The sequence below is a fragment of the [Actinomadura] parvosata subsp. kistnae genome (genome assembly GCF_900323885.1).
GTDB lineage: Bacteria > Actinomycetota > Actinomycetes > Streptosporangiales > Streptosporangiaceae > Nonomuraea > Nonomuraea composti.
In genome coordinates this window covers 972961-996358 of the sequence record NZ_OOHJ01000022.1, presented here as the reverse complement: position 1 = coordinate 996358, position 23398 = coordinate 972961, and the positions used below count along the sequence as shown (strand labels likewise).

General features: G+C 68.5%; 26 protein-coding genes and 1 tRNA gene. 7 read left to right on the top strand and 20 right to left on the bottom strand.

The genetic code is table 11. The features are described from left to right. The first annotated feature begins 440 nt into the window (after positions 1–440). Positions 441–1544 (top strand): RNA polymerase sigma factor RpoD, encoded by a 1104-nt coding sequence (gene rpoD, locus KIS93_RS47245; protein ID WP_241563834.1) that lies wholly within the window; start codon positions 441–443, stop codon positions 1542–1544. A 76-nt stretch (positions 1545–1620) separates the two neighbouring features. Here rpoD and KIS93_RS47240 read toward each other — a convergent pair whose 3' ends face one another. The 7 genes from KIS93_RS47240 to KIS93_RS47210 are packed head-to-tail and all read right to left on the bottom strand — an operon-like array spanning position 1621 to position 9857. Beyond that, complete coding sequence (locus KIS93_RS47240) at positions 1621–2427, bottom strand: glutamate ABC transporter substrate-binding protein (protein WP_080041826.1); 807 nt, start codon at positions 2425–2427, stop codon at positions 1621–1623. Beyond that, positions 2424–3809 carry a hypothetical protein gene (locus KIS93_RS47235; protein WP_080041825.1) on the bottom strand — a complete coding sequence of 462 codons (1386 nt, stop codon included), beginning with the start codon at positions 3807–3809 and terminating at the stop codon, positions 2424–2426. Before KIS93_RS47235 ends, KIS93_RS47240 begins: the two co-directional genes overlap by 4 nt. Next, positions 3806–4438 carry an FHA domain-containing protein gene (locus KIS93_RS47230; protein WP_080041824.1) on the bottom strand — a complete coding sequence of 211 codons (633 nt, stop codon included), beginning with the start codon at positions 4436–4438 and terminating at the stop codon, positions 3806–3808. The genes KIS93_RS47235 and KIS93_RS47230 overlap by 4 nt, the downstream gene beginning before the upstream one ends. Beyond that, positions 4438–5724 (bottom strand): vWA domain-containing protein, encoded by a 1287-nt coding sequence (locus KIS93_RS47225; protein ID WP_080041823.1) that lies wholly within the window; start codon positions 5722–5724, stop codon positions 4438–4440. Before KIS93_RS47225 ends, KIS93_RS47230 begins: the two co-directional genes overlap by 1 nt. Further along, a complete protein-coding gene (locus tag KIS93_RS47220; protein WP_080041822.1) occupies positions 5717–6565 on the bottom strand; it encodes a PP2C family protein-serine/threonine phosphatase in 849 nt (282 codons plus the stop codon). The genes KIS93_RS47225 and KIS93_RS47220 overlap by 8 nt, the downstream gene beginning before the upstream one ends. Next, positions 6556–8691 (bottom strand): serine/threonine-protein kinase, encoded by a 2136-nt coding sequence (locus tag KIS93_RS47215; RefSeq protein ID WP_080041821.1) that lies wholly within the window; start codon positions 8689–8691, stop codon positions 6556–6558. Before KIS93_RS47215 ends, KIS93_RS47220 begins: the two co-directional genes overlap by 10 nt. Continuing rightward, positions 8688–9857, bottom strand: a complete 1170-nt coding sequence (locus KIS93_RS47210) for a coiled-coil domain-containing protein (protein WP_080041820.1) — start codon at positions 9855–9857, stop codon at positions 8688–8690. The genes KIS93_RS47215 and KIS93_RS47210 overlap by 4 nt, the downstream gene beginning before the upstream one ends. 177 nt (positions 9858–10034) lie before the next feature. On the opposite strand from KIS93_RS47210, the gene KIS93_RS47205 reads away from it, so the two are divergent. The 3 genes from KIS93_RS47205 to KIS93_RS47195 are packed head-to-tail and all read left to right on the top strand — an operon-like array spanning position 10035 to position 12000. Next, positions 10035–10193 carry a hypothetical protein gene (locus tag KIS93_RS47205; protein ID WP_168009438.1) on the top strand — a complete coding sequence of 53 codons (159 nt, stop codon included), beginning with the start codon at positions 10035–10037 and terminating at the stop codon, positions 10191–10193. Between the two features lie 32 nt (positions 10194–10225). After that, positions 10226–11500, top strand: coding sequence for an amylo-alpha-1,6-glucosidase (locus tag KIS93_RS47200; protein ID WP_186404837.1), 1275 nt, complete (start codon positions 10226–10228; stop codon positions 11498–11500). Continuing rightward, positions 11497–12000, top strand: coding sequence for a hypothetical protein (locus KIS93_RS47195; RefSeq protein ID WP_246005470.1), 504 nt, complete (start codon positions 11497–11499; stop codon positions 11998–12000). Before KIS93_RS47200 ends, KIS93_RS47195 begins: the two co-directional genes overlap by 4 nt. Positions 12001–12073: 73 nt before the next feature. Here the strand turns inward: KIS93_RS47195 and KIS93_RS47190 are convergent, their stop codons facing one another. Continuing rightward, a complete protein-coding gene (locus tag KIS93_RS47190; protein WP_080041817.1) occupies positions 12074–12391 on the bottom strand; it encodes a hypothetical protein in 318 nt (105 codons plus the stop codon). A gap of 128 nt (positions 12392–12519) precedes the next feature. Here KIS93_RS47190 and KIS93_RS47185 point away from each other — a divergent pair. Further along, positions 12520–12591 (top strand) — tRNA-Asn (locus tag KIS93_RS47185). Positions 12592–12682: 91 nt separating this feature from the next. Here KIS93_RS47185 and KIS93_RS47180 read toward each other — a convergent pair. From KIS93_RS47180 to KIS93_RS47125, 12 genes are all read right to left on the bottom strand, one after another. Continuing rightward, a complete protein-coding gene (locus KIS93_RS47180; RefSeq protein ID WP_080041816.1) occupies positions 12683–13864 on the bottom strand; it encodes a tyrosine-type recombinase/integrase in 1182 nt (393 codons plus the stop codon). Then, a complete protein-coding gene (locus tag KIS93_RS47175; RefSeq protein ID WP_080047114.1) occupies positions 13861–14076 on the bottom strand; it encodes a helix-turn-helix domain-containing protein in 216 nt (71 codons plus the stop codon). Before KIS93_RS47175 ends, KIS93_RS47180 begins: the two co-directional genes overlap by 4 nt. A gap of 32 nt (positions 14077–14108) precedes the next feature. Then, complete coding sequence (locus KIS93_RS47170; RefSeq protein ID WP_080041815.1) at positions 14109–15734, bottom strand: replication initiator; 1626 nt, start codon at positions 15732–15734, stop codon at positions 14109–14111. 3 nt (positions 15735–15737) lie between these two features. After that, positions 15738–16289 (bottom strand): hypothetical protein, encoded by a 552-nt coding sequence (locus KIS93_RS47165; RefSeq protein WP_222107908.1) that lies wholly within the window; start codon positions 16287–16289, stop codon positions 15738–15740. Positions 16290–16302: 13 nt separating this feature from the next. After that, on the bottom strand, positions 16303–16779 hold the full coding sequence (locus KIS93_RS47160; protein ID WP_186404836.1) for a GIY-YIG nuclease family protein: 477 nt from the start codon (positions 16777–16779) through the stop codon (positions 16303–16305). Further along, entirely contained in the window at positions 16776–17033 is a 258-nt protein-coding gene (locus tag KIS93_RS47155) for a hypothetical protein (protein WP_080041813.1), read from the bottom strand. The genes KIS93_RS47160 and KIS93_RS47155 overlap by 4 nt, the downstream gene beginning before the upstream one ends. Further along, positions 17030–17380 (bottom strand): RRQRL motif-containing zinc-binding protein, encoded by a 351-nt coding sequence (locus KIS93_RS47150; protein ID WP_155128356.1) that lies wholly within the window; start codon positions 17378–17380, stop codon positions 17030–17032. Before KIS93_RS47150 ends, KIS93_RS47155 begins: the two co-directional genes overlap by 4 nt. A 94-nt stretch (positions 17381–17474) precedes the next feature. Next, entirely contained in the window at positions 17475–17846 is a 372-nt protein-coding gene (locus KIS93_RS47145; protein ID WP_080041811.1) for a hypothetical protein, read from the bottom strand. Positions 17847–18080: 234 nt separating this feature from the next. Continuing rightward, positions 18081–18941 carry an FtsK/SpoIIIE domain-containing protein gene (locus KIS93_RS47140; RefSeq protein WP_080041809.1) on the bottom strand — a complete coding sequence of 287 codons (861 nt, stop codon included), beginning with the start codon at positions 18939–18941 and terminating at the stop codon, positions 18081–18083. A gap of 95 nt (positions 18942–19036) precedes the next feature. After that, entirely contained in the window at positions 19037–19984 is a 948-nt protein-coding gene (locus tag KIS93_RS47135; protein WP_080041808.1) for a hypothetical protein, read from the bottom strand. A 220-nt stretch (positions 19985–20204) separates the two neighbouring features. Beyond that, the gene (locus tag KIS93_RS47130; protein ID WP_155128354.1) at positions 20205–20348 is read right to left on the bottom strand and encodes a hypothetical protein; all 144 of its coding nucleotides are present in this window, start codon (positions 20346–20348) and stop codon (positions 20205–20207) included. 140 nt (positions 20349–20488) lie between these two features. Next, the gene (locus tag KIS93_RS47125; RefSeq protein WP_080041807.1) at positions 20489–20806 is read right to left on the bottom strand and encodes a hypothetical protein; all 318 of its coding nucleotides are present in this window, start codon (positions 20804–20806) and stop codon (positions 20489–20491) included. Between the two features lie 205 nt (positions 20807–21011). Here KIS93_RS47125 and KIS93_RS47120 point away from each other — a divergent pair, with 205 nt between their 5' ends. Together KIS93_RS47120 and KIS93_RS47115 are read left to right on the top strand one after the other, a co-directional pair. Next, a complete protein-coding gene (locus KIS93_RS47120; RefSeq protein WP_155128352.1) occupies positions 21012–22205 on the top strand; it encodes an NsdA family TPR-like regulatory protein in 1194 nt (397 codons plus the stop codon). A gap of 28 nt (positions 22206–22233) precedes the next feature. Then, the gene (locus KIS93_RS47115) at positions 22234–22950 is read left to right on the top strand and encodes a creatininase family protein (protein WP_080041806.1); all 717 of its coding nucleotides are present in this window, start codon (positions 22234–22236) and stop codon (positions 22948–22950) included. Positions 22951–23398 lie beyond the last annotated feature (448 nt).

Below are 23398 nucleotides of genomic sequence, written 5' to 3'. Positions count from 1 at the left end.
GGCGCGGTCACCGGCGTCCCCAGGCAAGATCGAAAGGTCGCGGGCGGTGCGGCTCGCCCGCGCCCGCGGGCCTCGCAAGGCCGATGATCACTCTCGGTCGGTAACAGTTCTGCAGCGATCGCAAGCGGCATACCCGGGTGGTTGACCAGGGAATTTGGCGCGGTCCACGATGTGACAAAGAGGGCGGACAACGGCTTCCGGGCAGCGGGAAAGTTGCGTCCGGCCCATCGGCGCCGCCGGACGCGTGAATGCAGATCGCGTAATTGGCTTTACTATCCTGATCAAACTCGGGCTAAACCTTTTGGCGATCTCAATTCGGCAAAGACGATCGTCTTACCTTCGGTGACAAAAATGGGTCTGCCATTTGACGGAACCAATACTGCAGACTGTCTCCCGTGGGTGCATCGGTGCTGCCAAGTGGACCGCCATCCGTAGATCAGGTGGCGGACCTCGTCGCGAAGGGAAGGGAGCGCGGGAGCGTAACCGTCGATGACGTCGCAGCCGCGCTTGACCGATCCGAGTTGCCGTCCGACGCGCTGGAGCGCGTCGTGCGCATGCTCGCCGAGAACGGCGTGGAGGTCCTCGAGCCCCAGGGCGACGAGGAATCCACCCGCGCCGATGAGGAAGACGTAGGCAAGCGGGCGCCGACCAGCGATCTGGTCCGTATTTATCTACGGGAGATCGGCCGTGTGCCTTTGCTGACCGCTGAGGAGGAGGTGGAGCTCGCCAAGTCGATCGAGGCCGGCCTGTTCGCGGAGGACAAGCTGGCCAACGGTGTCTCGCGTCTGGCCTTCCCGGAGTTCAGGGAGCTCGTCTGGCAGGGCACCCGGGCCAAACAGCGGCTGATCGAAGCCAACCTCAGGCTCGTGGTGTCGATCGCCAAGCGGTACGTGGGCCGCGGCATGCTGTTCCTGGACCTGATCCAGGAGGGCAACCTCGGGCTCATCCGGGCGGTCGAGAAGTTCGACTACACGAAGGGTTACAAGTTCTCCACCTACGCGACCTGGTGGATCAGGCAGGCGATCACCCGGGCGATCGCCGACCAGGCGCGGACGATCCGCATCCCGGTTCACATGGTGGAGACGATCAACAAGCTCGTCAGGGTGCAGCGCCAGCTCCACCAGGACCTCGGCCGCGAGCCGATCCCCGAGGAGATCGCCAAGGAGATGGACCTCCCTGTCGATCGCGTGGTGGAGATCCAGCGCATCGCCCAGGAGCCCGTCTCGCTGCAGTCGCCGATCGGTGAGGAGGACTCCGACCTCGGAGACTTCATCGAGGACGCCGACGCTGTCGTGCCCATGGAGGCCGCCGCCTTCATCATGCTGCAGGACCAGCTCGACGACATCCTCGCCACCCTGTCCGACCGCGAGCAGCGCATCATCCAGCTCCGCTTCGGCCTGGCCGACGGGCACCCGCGCACGCTGGAGGAGGTGGGCAGAGAGTTCGGCGTGACCCGCGAGCGCATTCGCCAGATCGAGTCGAAGACGCTGGCCAAGCTCCGCCACCCGACGCGCGCGCAGATGTTGCGGGACTACCTGGACTGACCTGCGCCCAAGGGGACGGCCCGCGCGGGCCGTCCCCTTCGAGCTGTCATGAGCGGCCCTGTCACGAGCAGCCCTGTCACGAGCAGCCCTCGAACTGGGGCACCGCCACGATGCCGCGCTTCAGCCACGACGCCCCGAACCACTTGCGCAGCAGCTTCTGCGCCGTCCCGTCCTGGTACATCGCCGTGATCGCCCGGTTCACCGCCTCACAGCCCGGCACGTCGCCCTTGGCCAGGCCGACGCCCGTGCGCTGCTCGTTGAACAGCGCGTTGGCCAGCCGCAGCCCCGACCCGTCGCGGGCGGCCAGCCCGGCCAGGATCACGTCGTTCGTGGTGACCGCGTCCACCTGCTTGTCCTTCAGCGCGGTCAGGCACCGGTTGTAGTCGGGGAACGGCACGAGCTGCGCCTTCACCCCCCGCTCGGCCACGACCCGCTGGGCCGCGTTCGAGCCCTGCACCTCACAGATCCGGCGGCCCTCCAGGTCGCGCACGTTCGCGATCTTCTCGTCGGGCCGGATCAGGATGTCCTGGTAGGAGATGTGGTACGGCCCCGCGAACAGCACCCGGCGCTTGCGCTCCTGGTCGATCGTGAACGTGGCCACCACCATGTCGGCCCGTCCGTCCATGAGCACCTTCTCCCGGTCGGCCGCCAGCACGCCGAGGAAGGAGACGCTCTTGCCCAGCCGCGCCGCGAGATAGCGGGCCACGTCGACGTCGAACCCCTCGTACGTGCCGTCCGGCTTGCGGAACCCGACCGACGGCAGGTCGGACCGCACCCCGATGACCAGCTCGTCCTTGTCCACGATCGACTCGGGGCGGTTGAGCCCGCAGCCCGCGACCGCCGTGGAGGCCAGGACCAGCAACGCCGCCAGCACCCGTTTCACCGGTACTCCCTCAGTCGTGGCCACACGCCGGCGACCATCAGCACGCCGATCGCGCCGATGGCGAACGGCAGCAGCCGCCACAGGTTGTCCAAGGCGCCCTCGCCGCCGCGGATCGAGCGCTCGAACACCTTCTGGTGCGTGCCCGCCAGCTCCGTCAGCGCCCGGTCGTAGGCGTCGAACGCCGTCTTGACCGGCCCCAGCCGCTCGGCGACCGCCTCGTTGGTGCTGCCGCTCGTGACGAGGTCGCGGAAGGCCTTGTCGGCCGCCTGGAAGCGCCGGTACTCGCGGGCCACCACTTCGCCCTGCCTGCCGACCAGTTCGGGCCCGAGCAGGCCGAGGTAGCCGGTCGTGTGGCCGGCCACCGCCGTGTGGTACTCGGGCAGGCTGCCGGCCTCCGTGTACATGACTGACAGCGACCGGTCGAGGAACGTGTGCTGGTAGGTGTCGGCCCGCTCCTTGTCCAGCAGGTAGCGGCTCTGGTCGCCCTGCATGCTGTTGCTGATCGCGCGCGCCTTGGCCAGCGTCAGCACCGAGTCGAACCCGGCCACCTTGGCCGTGCGCAGGTGCGCCTCGTCCCGCCCGAGCGCGCTCGTCCCGAAGAGCAGCGCCGCCGCCGTCGTCACGGTCGCGACCAGCAGCGCGGGCCCGAACACGCGGCGGAAGCGCCGCGCGAGGAACACCTGCAGCCACACCAGGCAGGCGAGCGCCACGAGCCCGGCCAGCACGACCGCGGCGCGGGCCAGCGGCGCCAGGACGCCCTGGGAGTCGTAGGTGGCGCGCACGATCGTGCCGCTCTCCAGCGTCAGGTTGTAGGCCTGCGGCAGCAGCACCACGCGCATCAGGTCGGTGGCCTCGCGGTAGGTGCGCACCACGTTGTCCGGGGGCGGGCCCGGCGGGTGCGCGGCCTGCTCGTTCAGCAGCAGCGCCCGCCCGGCCAGCTGCTCGTAGCGGCCGAGCCCGTCGAGCACTGACTGCACGGTGTTGCGCTCGGCCGGGTTGTCGCCCGACAGCTCGAACGCCTGCAGCAGCGTCCTGTTGGCCTCGGCCCGCTGCCGCTCGTACCTGGCCAGCGCGTCGCGGCGCTGGTCGGGGTAGGCGGTCCCCATCACGAGCACGTTCGCCACCTGCGCGTCCATGTCGCTCAGCGCCAGGTAGAGCCCGGCGGTCGCGACCACCTGCGGGCCCGCGTCGCGGCCGATGACCCGCAGGCCCTCGCGGGCGCTGATGGTGCCGACCGCGAGCGCGGCGAACAGCAGGACGAGCGAGGCGGCGGTGATGCCGGAGATGACCCGGATCCTGCCGGGCACGCTGCGCCGGACCGGCGCCGGCGCCGCCGTGACCGGCACCGGGGCGTTGCCCGGCGCGGGCCGCACCATGGTCATGGCGTGCCCTCCCTGATCGTGATGACGGTCCAGGCGCCCAGGTGGATCCGGTCGCCGGGGCCTACCCTGACCGGCACGTTCAGCTTGAGCGTCTTGCCGTTGACCTGCGTGCCGTTCGACGAGCCCGGGTCCACCAGCATCCACGTGCCGTCCGGCTGGGCCAGCAGCACGGCGTGCAGGTGCGAGACGCCCGGGTCCTCGGGCGGGCCGGTCAGGTCGATCTCCGGCTGCAGGTTCCTGGCGCGGCTGCGCCGCCCGATGCGTACCTGCTCGCCGGCCAGCGGAAACGAGCGCTCGGGGCAGTACGGAGGGAACGCCATCGCGGCCGCGTCCGGACCGCCCTCGGCGATCACCTTCTCGTAGTACGTGCGGTCGGCGGCGGTCACGGCCTCCCACCGCGCCCCCGTCACGGGCGCCACGGTCACGGGGGCGCTGCCGCTGAAGTCGTGGCCGCACACCTCGCAGAACTGCCCGGCGCGCGGCGTCTGGCAGACGGGGCACCCCTCGGCGGGCGCCACCGCGGGCGCGGCAGGCTGCGCGGGAGCCTGGGGGACCGCGGCCAGCTGCGTGCCGCAGACGTCGCAGTAGTCGTCGGCGCCCGACTGGTGCCCCTGCGGGCAGGTCGCCATCAGCTTCCTTCCTTACGCAGCCGGCTCGTCCGCACGGAGCCGGTGTCCAGCTCGATCTCGTCGGCCTTGTCCACGTTCCTGCGCAGCCGCGCCGTGCCCGTGACCGGGTCCACCTCGACCACCTTCTCCAGCAGCCTGGCCGTGTCCTCCCGGCCCGACTCCTCGGCGAGCTTGCGCGCCTTGGCCAGGCGCGCGGTGGCGGTGTCGATGTCGCCCTGGGCGCGCAGGCTGAGCCCGTCCTGGATCAGCTCGTGCAGCTCGGCCTGGCCCGTGTAGTGGGCGACCTTCCGGTTGATGCGGGTGGACTGCGCCAGGTCGTCGGTCCACTGGGCCAGCACGTTGCCGCTGGCCACGACCTCCTGGGTGTCGGGCCGCACCAGCTTCACCCAGCCGGCCCTGATCTCCTGCCCGATCTGCCCGGGCGGCACCTCGACGCAGACGTGGTACTCGCGCTCCTCCGCGCCCCACGAGCCCGTCGGGTAGTCGCCGGTCAGCGGGTTGACGTCGGTGCGCTTGCCGGTCAGGTCGAGCAGCGTGGGGGAGACCTGCTTGACGAACTTCAGCCGCGCCGTCTGCGGCACCCACACCCGCAGCGACAGCTCGGCCACGGTCTTGCTCATCGAGGTCTGCGTGAGCCGGCGGAAGAACTCCGGCAGATCCCCCTGGTCGCGGACGAAGTCGAACGTGCCGAGCATCGCCTCGGCCACCTTGCGCAGCTCGGCCGGCGCCCAGTCGTCGCCGACGCCCAGGCTGTCGCAGACGAACTTGCCGCTCCAGCCCGCCAGCACCGAGGCGAACACCTCGGGGCGCTCGTTGTTCTGGCCGTCGGTCATGAGGATCGCGTGCCGGATCGCCGACGGGTGCGCGGTCAGCAGGTGCCCGGCCAGCTTGAGCCACTCGCCGATCGCGGTGCCGCCGTGCGCGCTCAACCGGCCGATCGCCCGCTCGGCCTCCGCCCTGGTCGCGGGGCTGGCCCGGACCAGGTTCGCGTGGCCGCCCGGGTAGACCACCTGGGCCCGCTCGGTGCCGGCCACCACGGCGAAGTGCACGCCGTCGCGCAGCGTGCGCACCGCCGTCGCCGCCGCCTGCCGGGCCTCGCGGATCTTGCTGCCGCTCATCGAGCCCGACGTGTCAATGATGATCACCTCGGCCGCCTCGGCGGGCACGGCCTGGGCGACCGGCGCCCCGGCCGAGCCGATCGTGAGGATGGCGTGCACCTCGCGGCCGTCAAGAGGGAGGTACTTGTTCTGGTCGATGGTCAGCGTGAAAGCGGGCTGGTCACCCATGCGCTTCTCCTAGGGGGATCAAGGCGATCGTCACGTTGTCCTGGCCGCCGCTGCTCAGCGCGTGGCGCAGCATCTCGCGGGCCAGCTCAAGAGGGGTCCCGCTGGTGGGGAAGTCGTAGCCGTCCAGGTAGCGCCACAGGCCGTCGCTGCAGATCAGCAGCAGGCCCGTCGTGCCCGGGGGGAGCGTGCGGACGTGCGGGTCCGCGTCGTCGGCGTCGGCGCCGAGCCACGCCGTGATCTCGCCGGTCTCGACCGCGTCGTCCTCGGTGAGCGGCGTGCCCGACGGCAGCAGGTACGCCCGCGTGTCGCCGGCCCAGCCGATCGTGACCCCGCCGTCCGGGCCCGCCATGGCCGCGATGTAGGTGCAGGCGGGCGCGTCGTCCAGCGAGGTCGCCAGCTTGGCCACGGCCCGCCCGGCCAGCTCGAACGCCTCCTCGTGCGGCACCCCTCTGGCCAGCGCCGCGGAGGCGGTCTCGACGGCCACGGCGGACGCCTCGTCGGCCCGCGGCGAGCTGCCCACGCCGTCGCAGACCACGGTCACGACCGCGCCGTTGGGCGTCTCCAGCAGCGCCACCGCGTCCTCGTTGCGGCTGCGCCGCAGCCCCCTGTCCGTCACCGCCACGGCGCCCGAACGGTCGAGCACGATCTCGGCGTGGTCCCTGCCGGTCGGCTGGCGGGCGCCGCACCGCTCGCAGTACCCCTCCGCGTCCACGGCCGCCGCGCCGCAGGAGGCGCAGGCCGGCGCGCCCAGGGCGTGGCCGCACGCCTCGCAGTAGCTGTCTCCGGCCAGCACCGGCGCCTCGCACACCGGGCACCCGCCCGCGCTCCCCGTCACAGCCACGTCCTCGGTCGTACGGCGTTCGCCCGGTCGATGAGCGCGTGGCGCTCCGCCCGGGAGTCGGCCACCACGGCAAGCCTGCGGTAGAGGGACTCCAGCCGCCTGCGCAGCCCCGTCTCGGTGAACGGCGCCCCGCCCAGCCGCACGTCCTTGGGCGGTGGATTGCTCTCCAGCCAGGTCAGCGCCCCGCCCAGCACCTCCGCCACGAGCAGGTCGCGGCGGCGCGGGTCGAGGTCGGTCAGGTTCGACACCCGGTCGACCGCGCCGGCCAGCTCGGCCGGTCCCAGCCCGCCCAGGTCGGGCCGGCGCACCACCGAGGCCGCCAGCGCCACCTGCGCCGCCACCCGGTGGACCGACGCGGCCGGCACCTGGTCCAGCACGCCCATCCGGCCCGACCTGGCCAGCCCGAACGCCGCGCTGACGTAGGAGCGGTCGGTCCGCCACACCAGGTCGTACCAGGAGGCCGCCGGCTTGCCCGCGCACTCCAGCGCGAACGCCAGCGCCAGCTTGGGCGCCGTCTCGCCGGGCAGCATCGACAGGCACGCGTCGAACCGCTCCGCCGCCTGCTCCGCCCGCCCGGTCGTCAGCGCCAGCACCCCGCGGTACCAGGTCACCCGCCAGTCGCCGGGCAGCTCCCGGTCCAGCTCGTCCAGCGCGGTCGGCGTCCCCGCCGCGCCCGACTCGGCCAGCAGCCTGACCCGCATGAGCTTGGTCTCGGGCGTCGCGGGCATCGCGGCGAGCTGGTCGATCAGCTCCTGGCCCTCGCGCCCGAGCAGCCCCGCCAGCGCGCCGGCCGCCGGATCGGCGGGGTCCACCAGCGGCACCGGCAGCGCCCGCGCCACCGCCACCGGGTCGAGCGGCCCGAACACCTCGCTGTCCGACTCCGCCAGCGCCGTCCCGACCGCCCGCCGCTCCGGCCCGAACAGCCCCGACAGCGCCGGGTACGGCACGCCGTCCTCCAGCGCGCTGACCTCACGCAGCACGCCGACGAGCTGCTCCTCCATCTCCTCGGCGCTCTGGAACCGGTCGGCCGGGTTCGCCGCCGCCGCCCGGTGCAGCAGCCGGGTGAACGACGGGTGCCCGCAGTCCGCCGGCAGCGGATTGGCCACGCCGCCCTTGGCCGGGCTCCACCCGGGGATGGACAGCGCCGCGATCGTCCTGGCCACGGTGTAGAGGTCGGTGTTCACCGACGCCGGCAGCACGTCCAGCTCGGGGGCGTGGTAGCCGACCGTCCCCCACGACGAGCCCACGGGCGAGCCGAACGGCTGCGTCGCACCCATGTCGATGAGCTTGAGCCGCTTGCCGACCCTGATCACGTTCGCGGGCTTGAGGTCGCAGTAGACCTTCTGGTTCTCGTGCATGTACGCGAACGCGTGCAGGATCTCCCTGCCGTACATGAGGGCCTCGCGGATCGGCAGCGGGCCCTGGCGGCGCAGCTCGTGCAGCGACTGGCCGCCCACGTACTCCATGACGATGTAGCCGTGGCCGCCCGAGCGCCGGAAGTTGTGAATCTTGACGATGTTGGGGTGGTCGAGCTCGGTGAGGAACCTGCGCTCGGCCTCCGCCGCCGCGATCGCCTCCGGGTCCATGGTGTTGAGCAGGCCCTTCAGCACCACCCAGCGGCCGTCGAGGTTCTCGTCGGAGGCCAGGTAGATCCAGCCGAGCCCGCCGTGCGCCAGGCAGCCCAGCACGCGGTACTGGCCGCCCACGAGGTCGCCCTTGTCCAGCTTCGGGGTGAAGGAGAACTGGGTGCGGCAGTGCGGGCAGAACCCGTCCGTCAGCCCGGGACGCCCGTCACGCGAACGCCCCACCGGCTTCGCGCACGCCGGGTTGGCGCAGAACCGCTTCTCCTCCGGCACCTCCGGGTTCGCCATGACGGCGGTCGCCGGGTCCCGGTAGGGGACGGACGGCAGGTCGGCGACGGTCGCCAGCACGCCGGCCCGCGACCTGCCGCTGCTCACCGGGCCGCTCATCGGCCGGCTGCCCACCGGCTGGGTCGCCACCGGCCCGGAGGGAGCCGGCGCCGACACAGCGGCCGGCACGGGCGGCGAGGACGCCGCCGTGCCGCACAGGTCGCAGTAGCCCTCCTCGATCGTTCCCGTGCAGCCGGGCTGCGCGCAGCGGGTCATCGCTTACCTCCGGAGATCGCGCGCTGGTAGGTCTCGACGGCCGCCGCCGCCCTCGTCAGGTCGCAGGGCGCGCTCCACAGCAGAACGCGGGCCCGCTCGTACAGCTCCACCGCCGCCGGGTCCTCGGCCAGCCCCTTGCGCACCGCCATCACCTGGCAGGCGCCGAGCCGGCCGCGCAGCTCGTCGCGCCGGCCCACCAGCCCGTACAGGGCCTTCGCCGTGGCCAGCGACTGCTCGGCGGCCTGGCGGGCGCTGTCCTCCAGGGCCGCCAGGCGCTTGGCGCGCAGCACCCAGGAATCGGCGGAGACGTCCAGCGCGTCCAGCGCGTCAGCCAGCCCCTGCACCCTGCTGCGCGGCTGCGCCTGCGGCGGCAGGGCGATCTTCACGACGACCGCGCCATGCGCCAGCCTGGCCTCGCTCTCGGCCGCCCGCACCCGGTCGAGCTCGGCCACCAGGTTCTCGCGCCGCCTGGCGTACTCGCCCTTGACCACCAGCGCCAGCTCGACCTCCGCGCGGCGGCCGGCCAGCAGGCGGGCCACCCGGTCGAGATCCGGCTCGACGGACGGGCCCAGCGGGTCCTCCACCACCGAGGCGCGGATCCGCCGCAGCTCGGCCTCGTGATCGGCGCCCTGGGCGGCGGGCTCGCCCAGCTCCCGCTCCAGCTCCCCGATCCTGCGCAGGTCGGCGTCGGCCGCGTCGAGACGGGGCAGCACCGAGCCCCACACATCGTCGATGTCGGTGAGCGCCGCCGTGACCTCGCGGAAGGCGGTGTCCATCCGCGTCACGGCCTCGTCCAATGTCAGCCGCTCCTCGGCCTGCGGAAGCAGCGAGCGCTGCTCGACCGGCTTGGCCGCGGCCCGCAGCACCACGGACTTCCCGCCCAGCAGCTCGGTGAGCCGGGCGAGCTGGTCGGCGCCCAGCCGCGTACGCTCGGCCCTGACCTGCTCCGCCTCGCGCAGCACCGCGCGATAGGCGTCGTTCAGCGACCACAGCGCGCCCAGCGCCTCCTGGGCGGCGGCCCAGCGGCGCTCGGTCGCCCCCCGTAAGGACGCCCCCTTGACCACCTGGTAGGTGGTGTGCGATTCGAGATCGAGCAGGTCGCCCGAGATGCGATCACGCTCGTCGGCGCGGGCACGGAGCGCATGCTCTGCGCCTTCCCTGCTCATTGGTGGTCCCAGGCTCATCACGCTCCCCGTGAAGAGGCCCCCCGATGCCCCCGTTATACCCGCCCAACGGCGGGTTCGCGGGCTTTAGTTCCTTTGGCTCGGGGGGACCCCTGACTTGTCCCTGATTGAACCCCGGCTCGCCTGCAAACCGCTTAACGATCTCTTAGCGTTTCATGCATGGGACGGATAATTCTGATCGTCGCGGCCGTCATCGCCGCGCTCATGCTGCTCGGCCCCCTCGTGGGCGTCGCCCTCACGCTGCTCAAATGGGCACTCGTCATCGGCGCCGCCGTGCTCGGCGTCATGTTCCTGTCGAAGTGGCTGAAGAGGACATAGCTTCCTGACAGATCCCCAGTCATAGTTGGGTGATGGAAGCACGGCCCGCGGTGGACGATGCCGCGCTCGGGCGCGAGGCACTGGCCGTGCTCGAAGCCAACTGGACGGGCGCCGGCACCGTGCCCGCCCCAGGGCTCTACCCCCACCAATGGAGCTGGGACTCCGCGTTCGTCGTCATCGGCCTGGCCAGGCACCGGCCGGACCGGGCCCGCGACGAGCTGCTCAGCCTGCTGCGGGGCCAGTGGGCCACCGGGATGGTGCCGCACATCGTCTTCCACACGCGCGAGGCGTACTTCCCGGGGCCGTCCGTGTGGCGCTCCCAGGAGAACGCCGCCGCGCCGCACGTGCTCACCTCCGGCCTCACCGCGCCGCCGCTGCACGCGCTGGCGCTGTGGTGGCTCTACCGGCACACCGGCGACGCCGCGTTCGTCAGGAAGGCCTACCCGGCACTCGCCGCCCAGCACGAATACCTCGCCACCGCCCGCGACCTCGGCGGCGCCGGGCTCGCCGCGATTGTGCACCCCTGGGAGTCGGGCATGGACGACAGCCCCGCCTGGGACGCCCCGCTCGACGCGCTGCCCGTCATCAGGTACGGCTACCGCAACGTCGACCTGGAGGAGCGGCACCCCGACAGCGACCACGACCGCTACGTCTGGCTCGCCATGCGCTACCGCGACGCCGGCTACAGCCCCGAATACCTGTGCGACGAGCACCCGTTCGCCATCGAGGACCCGATGTTCAACGGGATCTGGCTCGCCTCCTGCCAGGCCATGGCCGAGCTGGCGCCCCTGGCCGGCGCCGACCCCGTACCGCACGCCGAGCACGCCGAGCATCTCAGGCAGGCCATGCTCGACCGCCTGTGGGACGGCTGCTTCTACGCCAGAGATTTGCGGGCCGGGCGGCTCATCCGCGTGTGCACGGTCGGCTCGTTCGGGCCGCTGCTCGACCCCGGGCTGCCCGCCGACCGGCTCCAGGCCGCCGTCGAGCTGCTCGAATCGGCCAGGTTCATGGGGGCCACCGGCTATCCCGTGCCCAGCTGCGAGATCCGCGCCTCCCAGTTCGACCGCACCCGCTACTGGCGCGGCCCCTCCTGGATCAACACCAACTGGCTGCTGCGCCGCGCCGCCGCCGTCCACTCCCTCGACCACCTCGGCCAGCAGCTCACCAACGGCACCCTGCGCCTGGTCCGCCAGGCCGGGTTCCGCGAGTGCTTCGACCCCTTCGACGGGAGCGGGCGGGGATGCCGGGACTTCTCCTGGAGCGCGGCGCTCACCCTGGATCTGCTCGCGGATAACGTAGGGGAATGAGCATCTTCCGTCGCCTGCCCGCCGACGTGCGCAAATCCCTCGACACCGAGCGGGGGGAGCGGGTGCTGACCTTCGCCCAGAGCGCCGACGGCCACGTGGTGGCCACCAACCTCGCCCTCCACCTGTCCGACGGCACCCGCGTGCCGTACGAGGAGATCGACAAGGCGTCGTGGGACGAGGAGGGGGTGCGGGTGCTCACCACCGCGGGCGCCCGCCACTTCGAGCGCATCTCCGAGCCGCGCATGCTGCCCGAGACCGTACGCGAGCGGGTCAACTCCACGATCGTGGTCAACAAGCACGTCAGCCTGCCCGGCAGGGGCGGGGTGCGCCTCGTCGCCCGGCGCCGGCCCGGCGGCGAAGTGCTCGGCTGGACCCTCGTCTTCGACGACGGCCTCGACCCCTCCGACCCGGGATACGCGCACAGGCCGAGCAGGCCCTCGAGGGCGTGCGGCGGAGCATGGGCGTCTGAACCAGGTGAACCACGGCCGCGAGCGGCATGAACGGACCGGTCCCAGGCGTGCGTGCGGGGGTGTGAGGCCGGTCACGTCCATGCCGCTCTCGTACGTGCGCCGATCAGTAGGGGATACCGCTCTCCCGGGCCTTCTGGTCCGCGACCTCCTCATCGGGCCAGCCGGTGCCGGTCTCGGGCTGGTGCCCGTCGGAGTTGAGGAACGGGATCCGCTGCTGCAGCGTGCCCCCCACCTTCGACCGGGCCATCCCCGCCGCCTTCGAGGCCTGCGCCCCGACGATCCCGGCCACTTCCTGCACCCGGGGGTTGTCGGCGACGCGCTGCGCCGTCCGCTTGATCTGCTCGTACCGCTCGCGTCCGGCCCGGCTGCCGAGCACGTAACCAACAGCCAGACCAACAGCGAATGTCATCCGATAACGCATTTTGCACCTCCGCTGTCTCCGGGCCTACCCCGCTCGCGATGCGACACGCACTCCAGGAGTGCGCTAATCTATTCCTGCGCACAGCGAAGGGGCCGAAGAGCCCCGGCGAAGTGGGCAAACGAGTTCGATCCCGCGTAGCTCAACGGCAGAGCAGCCGGCTGTTAACCGGCAGGTTATAGGTTCGAGTCCTATCGCGGGAGCTGCTCTCAAGCAAGAGGTTGGCAGCTCAGGCCCTCTCACCGCTAACAGGTGGGAGGGCCTGAGTCGTTCCGGGAGCCAGTAGGGGAGCCATCACTCAGTCGGCTTGTCGGTCCCGAACACGGCATCCATGGTTTCCGCGCCGTGGACGATCACGGGTCTGATCTGGTGCCGGTAGACGGTCTGCGTCGTGTTTGGCGTCGAGTGCCCGACGAGATCGGCGATGCGTTCCACCGAGACGTCCCCGTCGCTCAGAATCGAGACGAAGGAGTGACGGAGCTCCCGTACCTTCCAGCGGTTCCCGATGCCCGCCTTCTTGGTGATCACCCGCAGACCGCGCAGGACCCGCATGGGGTCGAGCATGGTCCCGTCATCGCGGGTGAAGACGAGGCCGTGTTCCTGCCATGCCTCACCGGCCGCCAGTCGTTGAGCGTTCTGGCGGACTTTATGCCGCTTGAGCTCCTCGACCACGATGGCCGGCAGGGCGAGCGCACGACGCGACTTCTTGGTCTTGGTGTCTCCACCGACCCGATCGGCGCGCAGAACCGAGATGGACGGCGGCTTCCCCTTGAGGTCTACAACCTCCCACAAGAGCTTGCGTGCCTCCTCCGGCCGGATGCCGGTGAGAAGCGCCGTGATGACGTATGCGCCGAACTTCTCTCCCTCGCAAGCCCGGAGCAGCATGACGGCCTGGTCGAGCGTGAGAGAGGTGCTAGGACGTCCCTGTTGGCCGTGTGGGGTCTCGCACAGGGCCGAGACGTTACGGCCCACGAGTTCGCGTTTCTCGGCCATGCGGATGGCGCGAGTCAGCAGGTTGTGCACCTGGACGATCGTTTTGGTGGCGAGGATCTCGGCCAGTTCGTCGAGCCAGAGATCGACGTGCTCGGCGCGGAGGTCCTTGAGCCGGTAGTTGCCGATCTTCGGTTTGATCTGGTTCTCTGCCATCGACCGGGCGTGCGTGATGGTGCCGAGACTACGACCTTTGAGCCCGTGGGCGAGGAAGTCTTCCACGGCGTCGCTGACCCGGTAGTTGGCTTTGGTCTTGATGCCTTTCTCGGCTTCCTCGCGAAGCTTCTTGACCTTGGGCGCCAGCAGTTTGACGGCTTGGGCCCGCTGATCGTCGACCGGGCGATCTTGCCACTTGCGGGGTAACACCGCAGACACCTTGCGACGGACGCGGCGGCCTGCTCCGTCGAAACCGAGAGACACGGCGGCGACCCAGGCGTTCTTGCTGGCGTCGAAGTAGAGCGAGTAGTCGAGGTCCTCCTTGCTCATGCTGCCCGTCCTTCGAGGTGCGCGACGTACTCGAAGAGCGCAGCGACCGGGATGCGACGGCAGCCGTCGATCTTCACCGAGCGAAGGTCTCCGCTCCGAAGCAAGGCGTAGACCTTCGTCCGGCTGATCCGAAGCTGGACGGCGACCTCCTCGGGCTTGTAGAGCAACGGCACGACCGCCGTCCCGGTGAGGCGTTGATCAGAGGTGGACATGGTGGTGACTCCGTTCGCGTTCTGAGGGTTGGTCAGGCGGCGAGCGGTGTGGACGAACTGCATGCCTGTTGGTGGGCGAGTTCTTCGCGTCCTGCTCGGGTGCGTTCGCGGGCTTGGGCCGCTGCCGTGTTGGCGAGGAGCTGGTCACCGGTCGTGTGCCAGCCGGTGCCTGCGTAGGTGAGGAATCCGATGACGAGGGTGGTTTCCTCGGTTTTGGTGTCAAGGTCTGGTTGACGCTGGAATCGCGTTGCGCCGGGGTGTCCCTCTATCCCTGGGTGGCGGTCGTTGAGGGCGTGTACGCGTCTGTAGGCGGCTCGTTCTTCGCGGATGGCGCCGAAGGTGATGGAGTAGCGGCGGGCCTTAGTGAGGAAGTGTCCGCCGAAGCCGAGCATATGCGCCCACCTGCGTAATCCTCTCCATTCGGGAGGGTGGCCGAGTTTCCATGCGGTGGCGATCAGTCGTTCGGGGTGGGTGCCGGTGGGGTTGGCGTACAGGCCGATGGTGTCGGTGGTGAGCCGCCGGGAGGTGTGGCCGGTGGCTTCGGTGCCCTTGGTGGAGTACTTGGCGAGGTAGGCGGCTACGGCTTGGTCGTCGAGCGCGTCTCCGGAGGCGGACAAGGTGATGGGCCGGACTTCGAGTTGTTCACCCCAGGTGATGTGCCAGCCGCCGTGCTGGTCGGGGTGAGCGGGGGTGGTGTAAGTGATCGTGGTAGCGGCCAGGGTAACGGCGGTGATGATGTCGTCGGTGGTGATGCCGTGCGGAGGCGGGAGGATGACCTCAGGCATTCCGGGGTCGTAGCCGTCCAGGCGGAGCAGGATGTGGAAGTGGACGGCTCCTCGGGCTTGGTATTCGGCGGCTTTGCCGTGGGCGAGCCGGATGCGGGGCAGGCCGCGTCGCCGGGCGAGCTGGTTGAGCTGTCGTTCGGCGTGTTGCTTGGTGCGTCGCCAGAGTTCTCCGGCGTGGTGGTTCCAGACGACGTGGTGGGCGTAGTCGTAGCAGTCGGGGCAGAGAGGCCGGCCGAGTTGTTCGTCGCCCGGGGGGTGCCGTTGCCAGCAAGCCAGCGGGGTTCCGTGGGGGCAGGTCGGGTTGTCGCGGCGGGCGTGGCAGGGGGTGGGGCGACAGGTGCAGCGGGTTTTGTCGCGGCAGGCGCAGTGGCGTACGTCGCGGGTGTGGACGGAGCCGAAGGAAGGCGCGGTGAGGGTGGCGAACACCGCCGGGTGGGTGCGGACGGTGTCGGGAACGGTCTTGCCTCCGACCAGTCCGGCGCGGATCAGGTGGTAGGCGTCGTGTTGGTAGGTGCTGGCGCAGGCAGGGCAGACGGTGTGGCGTCGGTTGCCGCAGGCTTTGTAGACGACGCCGTCCGGCAGCGTGGACGTGTGCCGGACAGTGAGGATTTCGCCGGTACGGAGGTCAACGGTGGCCAGGTTGCCGTGGAGCCGGACGGGTTGCGTGCAGGCTGCAGCTGATTCGATATGGCTGAGCCAAGCGGTGTAGTGGGGACGCGTCGCGCGTTCCAGGGCCGTGCGGACGTGCTGGCGGACTTCGTGCCGGAAGGGGTCGTGCGGGAGGCTTTCGGTGCTCGCCCCCACGCCCGGGACCGGGGAAGCGGTTCCGGGGGTGAGAGCCAGCGCCGAAGCGGTGTCGAGCTGGAGGGTCATGGGTCAGTGCTGTCCTTCCAAGGCGGGGGTGGATAGCTGCAGGACCGGCAAGGCCGGGGTGCGCTCTTGGATGTCGCGGTTGGTGGGCATGTCGTCCTGGTGCTCGTTGCCGGGGGACGTTTCCGCAGGTTGAGGTGGGATTTCCGGGGTGGGTTCCGGCGCGGTGGCTGGTTCGGATGTCGCCTGAGCGGTGGGGGTGCGTGAGAGCACGAGTTTGGTGAGGGCGAGGAAGGCCAGGGCCGGTATGGCGGCGATCAGCCAGCCGGTGGGGTGTGGTTGGGCGATGGCGATTTGTGCTGCGACGGACAGCAGGGCCGAGGCGATGAGGACGGCCATGGGGTAGGCGATGGGTTGGCCGTTGCGCTTGCGTCGTCGGACTTCCAGGCCGGAGGCGGTGGGGGTGAGTTCGGAGATGATGGCGTTGGCCCAGCCGAACCAGTCGCTGGTTCCTTCGGGGCTGTTGGCCATGGTCCAGTCGTGGACGTGGGTGAAGGAGGCTGCTCCGGCCATGAGGCCGACGAGGAGCAGGATGACGAGCTGGATGGCTGTTTCCATGCGTTCGGTGCGGCTACACGGTTGCGGCATGGTGGTCTCCTTGGCCGTTCTGGGTGAGGGGAACGACGGGTTGACCGCAGTCGCGGCAAGTGAACGTGGCTGTGGTGAGCAGGTTTGCGGCGACGGTGATGATGCGGTTGCAGGCGCAGGTGGCGTCCATGAAGGTGCTCGCGTGCGGCATGGGAAGGTCTGCCGGCATCATCGGCTCCCATCCGGTGACGCGCGGCCGCACTCCGCATAGAGGGCAGGCTCGTGAGGCTCCGCCCCGGTTCTTGAGAGAGCGTTCGAGGTTGCGTCCGCCGTCCCAGAGGCGGGCGACGGCGAATCCGATGCCTTCGGCGGCGATGACTTGCAGGAGTCGGGCGCCGGTGCCGTTGCGGTGCTGCCGGAGTCGCTGGGTGAGCTCTCCGGAGGTCCAGCCGATGTAGTGGCGGGCGTGTTTGTACGGGCGGTCGAAGTGCAGCAGGTAGACGGTTCCGCTGACGGTCATGAGCTGTCACCGCCCCAGCGTTGTTGGGCGGCTTGACGGGTGATGCCGAGAGGCCGGGCGATGTCGGCCCAGGAGTAGCCGTGCTGCGCACGTAGCTGGAGGACGGCTTGGGCGATGGCGTGGTCCAGCTCGGCGACGATGCCGGACAAGTCCGCGAGGGCTTCGATGTCGCCTTCGGCGATGCGCTTGCTGTAGGCGCGGATGATGCGCTTGAGGAAGGCGGCGTAGTCAGGATTTTCGACCGGGCGACTCATGATGCGCTCCGCTTGGCGCGACGTGCACGCATGGCCTTGTCGAGCGCGGCCAGCTGCTTGCCGGTGGGCTTGCGCTTGGGCAGCGCGCGGGTGACGTCGTAGAGGTAGGCGACGCGTCCGCCGTTGCGCCAGAGGATCTGGGCGACGGGGGTTTGTCCGCCGGGGCGCAGGCCGAGGGCGGCGAGTTGGCGCCGGGTCTTGAGGTTCTTGGGCGCCCACTTCCACGGATAGGTGGGGAGCGTGTGCTGGCTGCCGGTGGGGTCGTAGAAGAGCACTCGGGTACCGGGGGTGGCGTTCAACCGGTCGAGCTGCGGTATGCGTGCAGCCGGAGCGGGGATAGAGTGCATGACGGTTCTGCTCCTTTGCTTGATCGCTGAGGAGTGGAATGGGTTGAGGCGAGGGCCGGGGATCTTGGCGGATTGGTCCGGCCCTCGCGTGTGTTCAGTTGGTGCCGTCTGGCGGCGGAATGATCAGGTCGCCGCAGCAGGTGCAGTGCCAGCCGTCGTCGGCCAGGTAGGTGGTGCGGCATTCTCCGTCGCACAGGGCGAATTCGGCGGTGCCGTTGCTGTCGGTGCCGATGGTGAGTTGCGGGGAGCCGCAGACCGGGCAGACCAGGGCCCAGGAGATCAGGCGCGCGGCGAACAGGTAGGCGCAGGCGGGGCAGTAACACCGGCCGTTCTCACGTCTGCCGATGACCCAGCCGGACGGTGTCGCGTTGAGGATGGGGACGGTGTTGGGGCAGCTGTTGTCGCATTGGACTGTCCAGTTGCGAAGATCGGGACTGCCGTTGGCGTGGTATGCCTTGCGGATCATCGTGGCCTCCGGTGGAGGTTGTGAGAGACGGAAACGACCTCTCCGCAGTGGTCGCATTGCAGGGCGTTCTCAGAGCCCTGGTCGGTGGAGATGAACGTTTCGATGAAGTCCGTGTTGCCGCACTCGGGGCAGCACACGGCGCGGACCTCCGGGTTGTGGGGTGGCTGGTCGGGCCAGGGCACCTCACTCAAGGCCGGGACCGTGTCAGGGTCGTGGGACATGGTGGCTCTCCGTTCAGGCAGCCAGGGGTAGGGATGCTGGATCGCCGGTTCGGCGGATCCAGGTGACGTACTCGACGAGCTGGTGGATCTGCGCGTCGCTGAGGTACGCGGCTTTGGCGAGGTGCGGGATGCCGCCTTCGGCGATGAGGTAGAACACGCCCGGGGTGTCCGGGCTGATGGCCTGGGCGTTGTATCCGGCCGAGGCCCAGCCGTGGCCGAGGATGATGTCGGAGCTGTTGGGGGTGGTGCAGCGAAAGGCTGCCCGGTAGCCGAACAGGTCGCGCAGCGACGTCGGGATGATGTCCACGCTGGGCCGCTGGGTGGCGGCGATGACCGGCATGGCGCAGGCCCGGCCTCGGGCCACCAGGTCACGTACCAGAGCGATGAACTCTTTTTGCTGCTCGGGCGTGCCGATGGTGGCGGTGTAGTAGGCGAGTTCGTCGATGAAGACACCGATGACCTTGATGTGGTCACGCGGCAGGAACTTGCGACGACCGTTGGCCAGCAGCCAGACGTAGCGTCGATCCATCACTTTTTGCAGGCGTCGCAGGACGCGTAGGCCCTTGTCGATGTCGGGGCCGACGAACACGCCTCCAGCCGCTTCAGCGGCGTCCATCCACATCCCCAGTTCGACCCACTTGGGGTCCAGCAGGACCGGGGTGAAGTCGTGGCACATGAAGGCGTGCCCGACGAGATTTTGAATCAGTACGGACTTGCCGCCGCCAGGTTCTCCGGCGTCCAAGAGGTTGTGGTACACCAGGTCGAGGTAGACCGGATTGCTGAATTCATCGATTCCGATGAACACCGGATCGAACATGGACAGGGACGGCGCTACCGGGATCGTGACCGGGAGTTCGGGAAGCGCCACATTCATGGCAGCGTCACACCTCTTACGTGTCTCTGAGACGAATGCGAGAGGTGCTACCGGGAGAGCTGAACAGGAGTTCTCCCGGTAGCGGACGACGCGCGTCAGACCCAGTCGAGGTCGGGGTTATCCGGGGCCGTCGGGGCGAAGGTGCCGCCTGCGGCCGGGGATCGGCCGTTCTTCTTGGCCGGACGCTCCGTGGTGTCGGTGTCGTCGATGTCCGGCACGTCAGCCAGATCGAGCTGAGCCGGAACGGCAGCAACCGGCGGGGTGATGGCCGGCACTTCGGCGGTCGGTAGGTCCTCGGTGAGAGGAGAGCCGACCATGCCGCCAAGGACTTCACGCCGTTTGATGTCCAAGTAGATGGAAGCGGCGTTGGTCTTGCGGGCCTTGGTCACTGTGACGGAGGCGGCCCAGCAGGCTACGGCGATCTTGCCGAGCTGCTTCTCGATCTCGTCTGCCGACAGTCCGGGGCGGAGCCAGACGCGGACGCGTTCCCCGACCGGGGTGGGGATGGCCAGACCGATGAACGGTAGGTGACCGTGCCGGTCAGTGGGAAGGAAGGAAATGAAGCAGGCGCGCAGGCGGTGCCGGACGATGACGCACCAGGCCAGCGCCAGCGTGCTGCGGCGCAGCACCGGGATCAGGCTGATGGGGGCGATGATGCTGGCGTAGATGACGCCGGTGATGATCGGGCTGGTCTGCTCTTGCAGGTACGCCCAGCCGCCGACAAGCAGCAGAACGAACGTGATCTCTGGTAGCCACCACCAGATGGCACGCAGGACAGGCCAGATTGCGATGACGCAGGCGACCAGACCGCCGATGACGGTACCGACGGCGAGGGAGAACGGCACGACGAGGATGCCGTGCAGGTGCTCCGCCGAGATCACGGCGGTGACGAGGGCGACGACGATCAGCACCACATAGAAGGTGATCTTTGCTGTGCGCAGGTAGCTGTAGTGCACGTTGGTCTGAATGATCGTGACGGCGCTACCACGACGGCCGTAGCCGCCTCTGTTCTTGTTGGGCGACCCGAAGGTACGCTGAGGCATGACTCTCCTCCTCCTGACGAGGCGGGGGTTGGGAGCGGGGCCGTGCGTTGTGGTAGGCGATACGGTCCCGCTTGCGTTATCCCAGGGATCGACGTCGAGATCGGCCCTCACTTGAATGCCAGAGCCGATCTCAGACGACTGAGCGATCAGGCCGGAGAGGTGGTGGAAACCCTCCGGATGACGATGTGATCAGGCCATGGGCAGAGCCTGTGATGCGCGGCTAGTTCGGAGTGAAGTAGAAGTCGGTACCGCAGATGAGGCAGGTGACTTCTCCGCCGCGCGAGTCCATGAACGTGATCTGGAAGCTGTCCCATTGGTGACACTCGGGACAAACGATGTCCTTGCCAGCAATGTTGATCCCCATGACGACCTCCCTGATCGTTGATCGGAGATACAGGGTTGTGGTGGACCGTGTTGGAGTTGATCGCGTTTGTACAGCAGGTGAAAACCTGCATGGGCTCACCATTCACGCCGTTATTGCTTGGCGCAGATGAGGAGTGCGGTCTACTTGCTGGCCGGAGCACCAGCGGGCTTGATGTCAGCCGCGCGGAAGGCCACGCCGTTGCGACCGTTGGTCGCCCAAGGCAGAGCCTCCAGCTTGAACAGGGCGACCTGGGAACCAACGCTCACCGTGGGCCTTTCCCCGGCCGTGGTGACGTTGATCATCTCGCCGCCCGTCTCGTCCAGCGCCATGACCTGCGTGACCCACATCGGTCGGCCGGTCTCCCGCTCGGACTTCTGACGCCCGTTCTGGTCGGCCTTCTCGACCGCTTCCTTCGTCACCATGAACGACTTGCCGGTGACGTCGATGAGGAGCTTCACGAGCTCACCTCCGAATTGAGGGCCGCACCCCTTGTAGTGCGAACTCCCTGTGAGCTCCATAGAACTGTTATCGATCAGGATCCGACAGACTGACAAAACCCAACATAACTTAACGGAAGTTGTTAACCCCGCGCGATCAGCGCAAATATGGGGCATCATGGGTGCACTGGGTTGACAACGGTAATCCGGACCATTGCGAGGTGCGATGGGTATTCCGAACTTGCTCAAGCAGGCACGGAAGCAACATGGCTGGTCTCAGGAGCAAGCCATCGTCCGGTTCGAGCAGATTGGCCGCAGGCTGGAGATCGACATCCCGTCCCGTTCCAGCTTGCGCACCTTGTTCTCCATGTTTGAGAACAACCGTCGAGACGTCCCGGAGAGCTACCGACAGATATTCTGCGAGCTCTACCGCGCTTCGGATACCGACCTCGGGTTCACTGCACAAACCGAAGTCATCATGGCAGCACCAACCACGCTGCCTCCAGCCCTGCCAGGCGCAGCTTCCCCTGAGGTGATCACCTACCTGACAAATATCTTGGCTGAGCACACTCGCGCAGACGCCCTTCTTGGCCCGCTCTACTTGGTGCCGACCGTTCAAGCCCAACTTCCGCTGATAGACCGTCTAGTACAGTCAACACGTGGAGCCGATCGCCATCGGATACTCAGAATCGCTGCTCAATTCGCCGAATTCTGTGGCTGGCTGTACCAGGATTCTGGCGACCCTGAGTGCGCGATGCGTTGGACTAACCAAGCACTCGACTACGCCCAGGAACTCGCCGACCCGCAACTCTTGGCCTACGTCCTCATGCGGAAAAGCAACATCGCCACCGAGGCCGGCCAACCCGGGCAAGGTCTAGGTCTGGCCAACGCCGCGCTCAACGCCTCACCCGACCTGACACCACGGCTTCGTGCAGTCTCTCTCCGGCAGCTGGCCAACGCACACGCTCTTCTCGCCGAACCTCGCGAGTTCGAATCCGCCACAGCTCAAGCCATCCAGCATGCCGCTGACGGGCTGAACCAGGTCGCACCAGACAGAGCCCGCTACTGCACTCCGTCCTACATCGAGATGGAAGCCGGGATGTCATGGGTGCTTCTCGGCAACCCGGACGCAGCCGTGTCAGTCTTCGAACACAGCCTTACGCAGTGGCCCGAAGCGACCCAAGTACGCGACAAAGGTCTGTGTCTTGCCCGGCTGGCCACCGCTGCCGCAGCTCAAGGCGAGATCGAGCGAGCCCTTCAAGCTGGGACGGAAGCCCTCTCCATCGCGATGAGAACCGGTTCTTCACGTATCCGAACACAGCTCGAAGCCCTAGCTGGTCGCCTCGCACCTGTCGCCAAACTTCCTCCCGTGCGAGACTTGATGAAGGACTTAGCCCAGCTCACACACCGCATCACGTAGGGGACACCACTCCACAAAAGGAGACTCTGTGAATCATTTGCTGCCAACTCAGACAACCAAGGATGAGCATGAGCGCAATGCGCAAGTGGCCATCCTGCCCATTGGCAGCTTCGAACAACACGGCCCATATCTTCCCCTAGCCACTGACGCGGCCATCGCTTCGATCATCGCCCGCGAGATCGCTCAGCTCTATCCCGTACGCCATCTGCCACCAATTACTATCTCCTGCTCCCACGAGCACAAGGCTTGGCCTGGAACTGTAAGCATCTCGGCTAGAACCCTCTTCGCGCTCGTTGTTGATATTCAGGAGTCCTTGCGAGCATCAGGCATCAACAAGCTAGTGCTGCTCAATGCTCATGGCGGCAATTACGTCCTTTCCAACATTGTCCAAGAAGCTACCGTTTCCGAACGATGCATGGCTCTTTTCCCGACGAACACCGACTGGAAGACGGCACGAGCTGCGGCCAACATGGCAACCAGTACACACGACGACATGCATGCAGGTGAACTAGAGGTTTCCATTCTCCTGGCGTCTAATCCTGAGCTGGTGTTGGACGGTTACGCCACGGTTGACCATCTTGCAGATAATCGCAAGGATCTTCTTACGGTCGGTATGGAGGCTTACACCAAATCGGGTGTCATCGGCCGCCCCTCGCTGGCTACCGCCGAGAAAGGCCGAGCCGTCCTCGACCACCTTGGCACGGCATTCCGTTCCTGCCTCCGGAGCATGGACATAGTCGTGTGACATGTGAGAACTTTCTTCACATACTTAAAGCGGCCCTGACCGGGCCGCACGCGCCGCCGACGCGGCACGGGCCGGGGCACTCCCGCTTGGGCTCCCATGCCCCGACCCGCACAACGCCGGTCGGCTGGCGCGGACGAAGGACAGGGCCGCAAGAGGAAGCGCACTACTCCGGTTACGGGGCCGAGTTCATCAGCGCACCCGGTCGCCGGCAACGGGGCCGGGGTTAGAACATGCCTCCGGCGGGGGCACTCCGGCTCCGGGCAGCCGAGATCGCAAACGAGCCGCCGTATGGGGCTGGGCTGGAAAGGGCCTGCCCGCCTGCCGCCGTTCCAGAGCAAGCCCTAGCAGACCAGCCGCGGGGCCGCCTACGCTCCATCACGGGCACTGACACCGGGCGCGCGGCGGGGCAGCCCCGCGGCTGGCCCGCTACCTCTGCAGGTGGGACGAC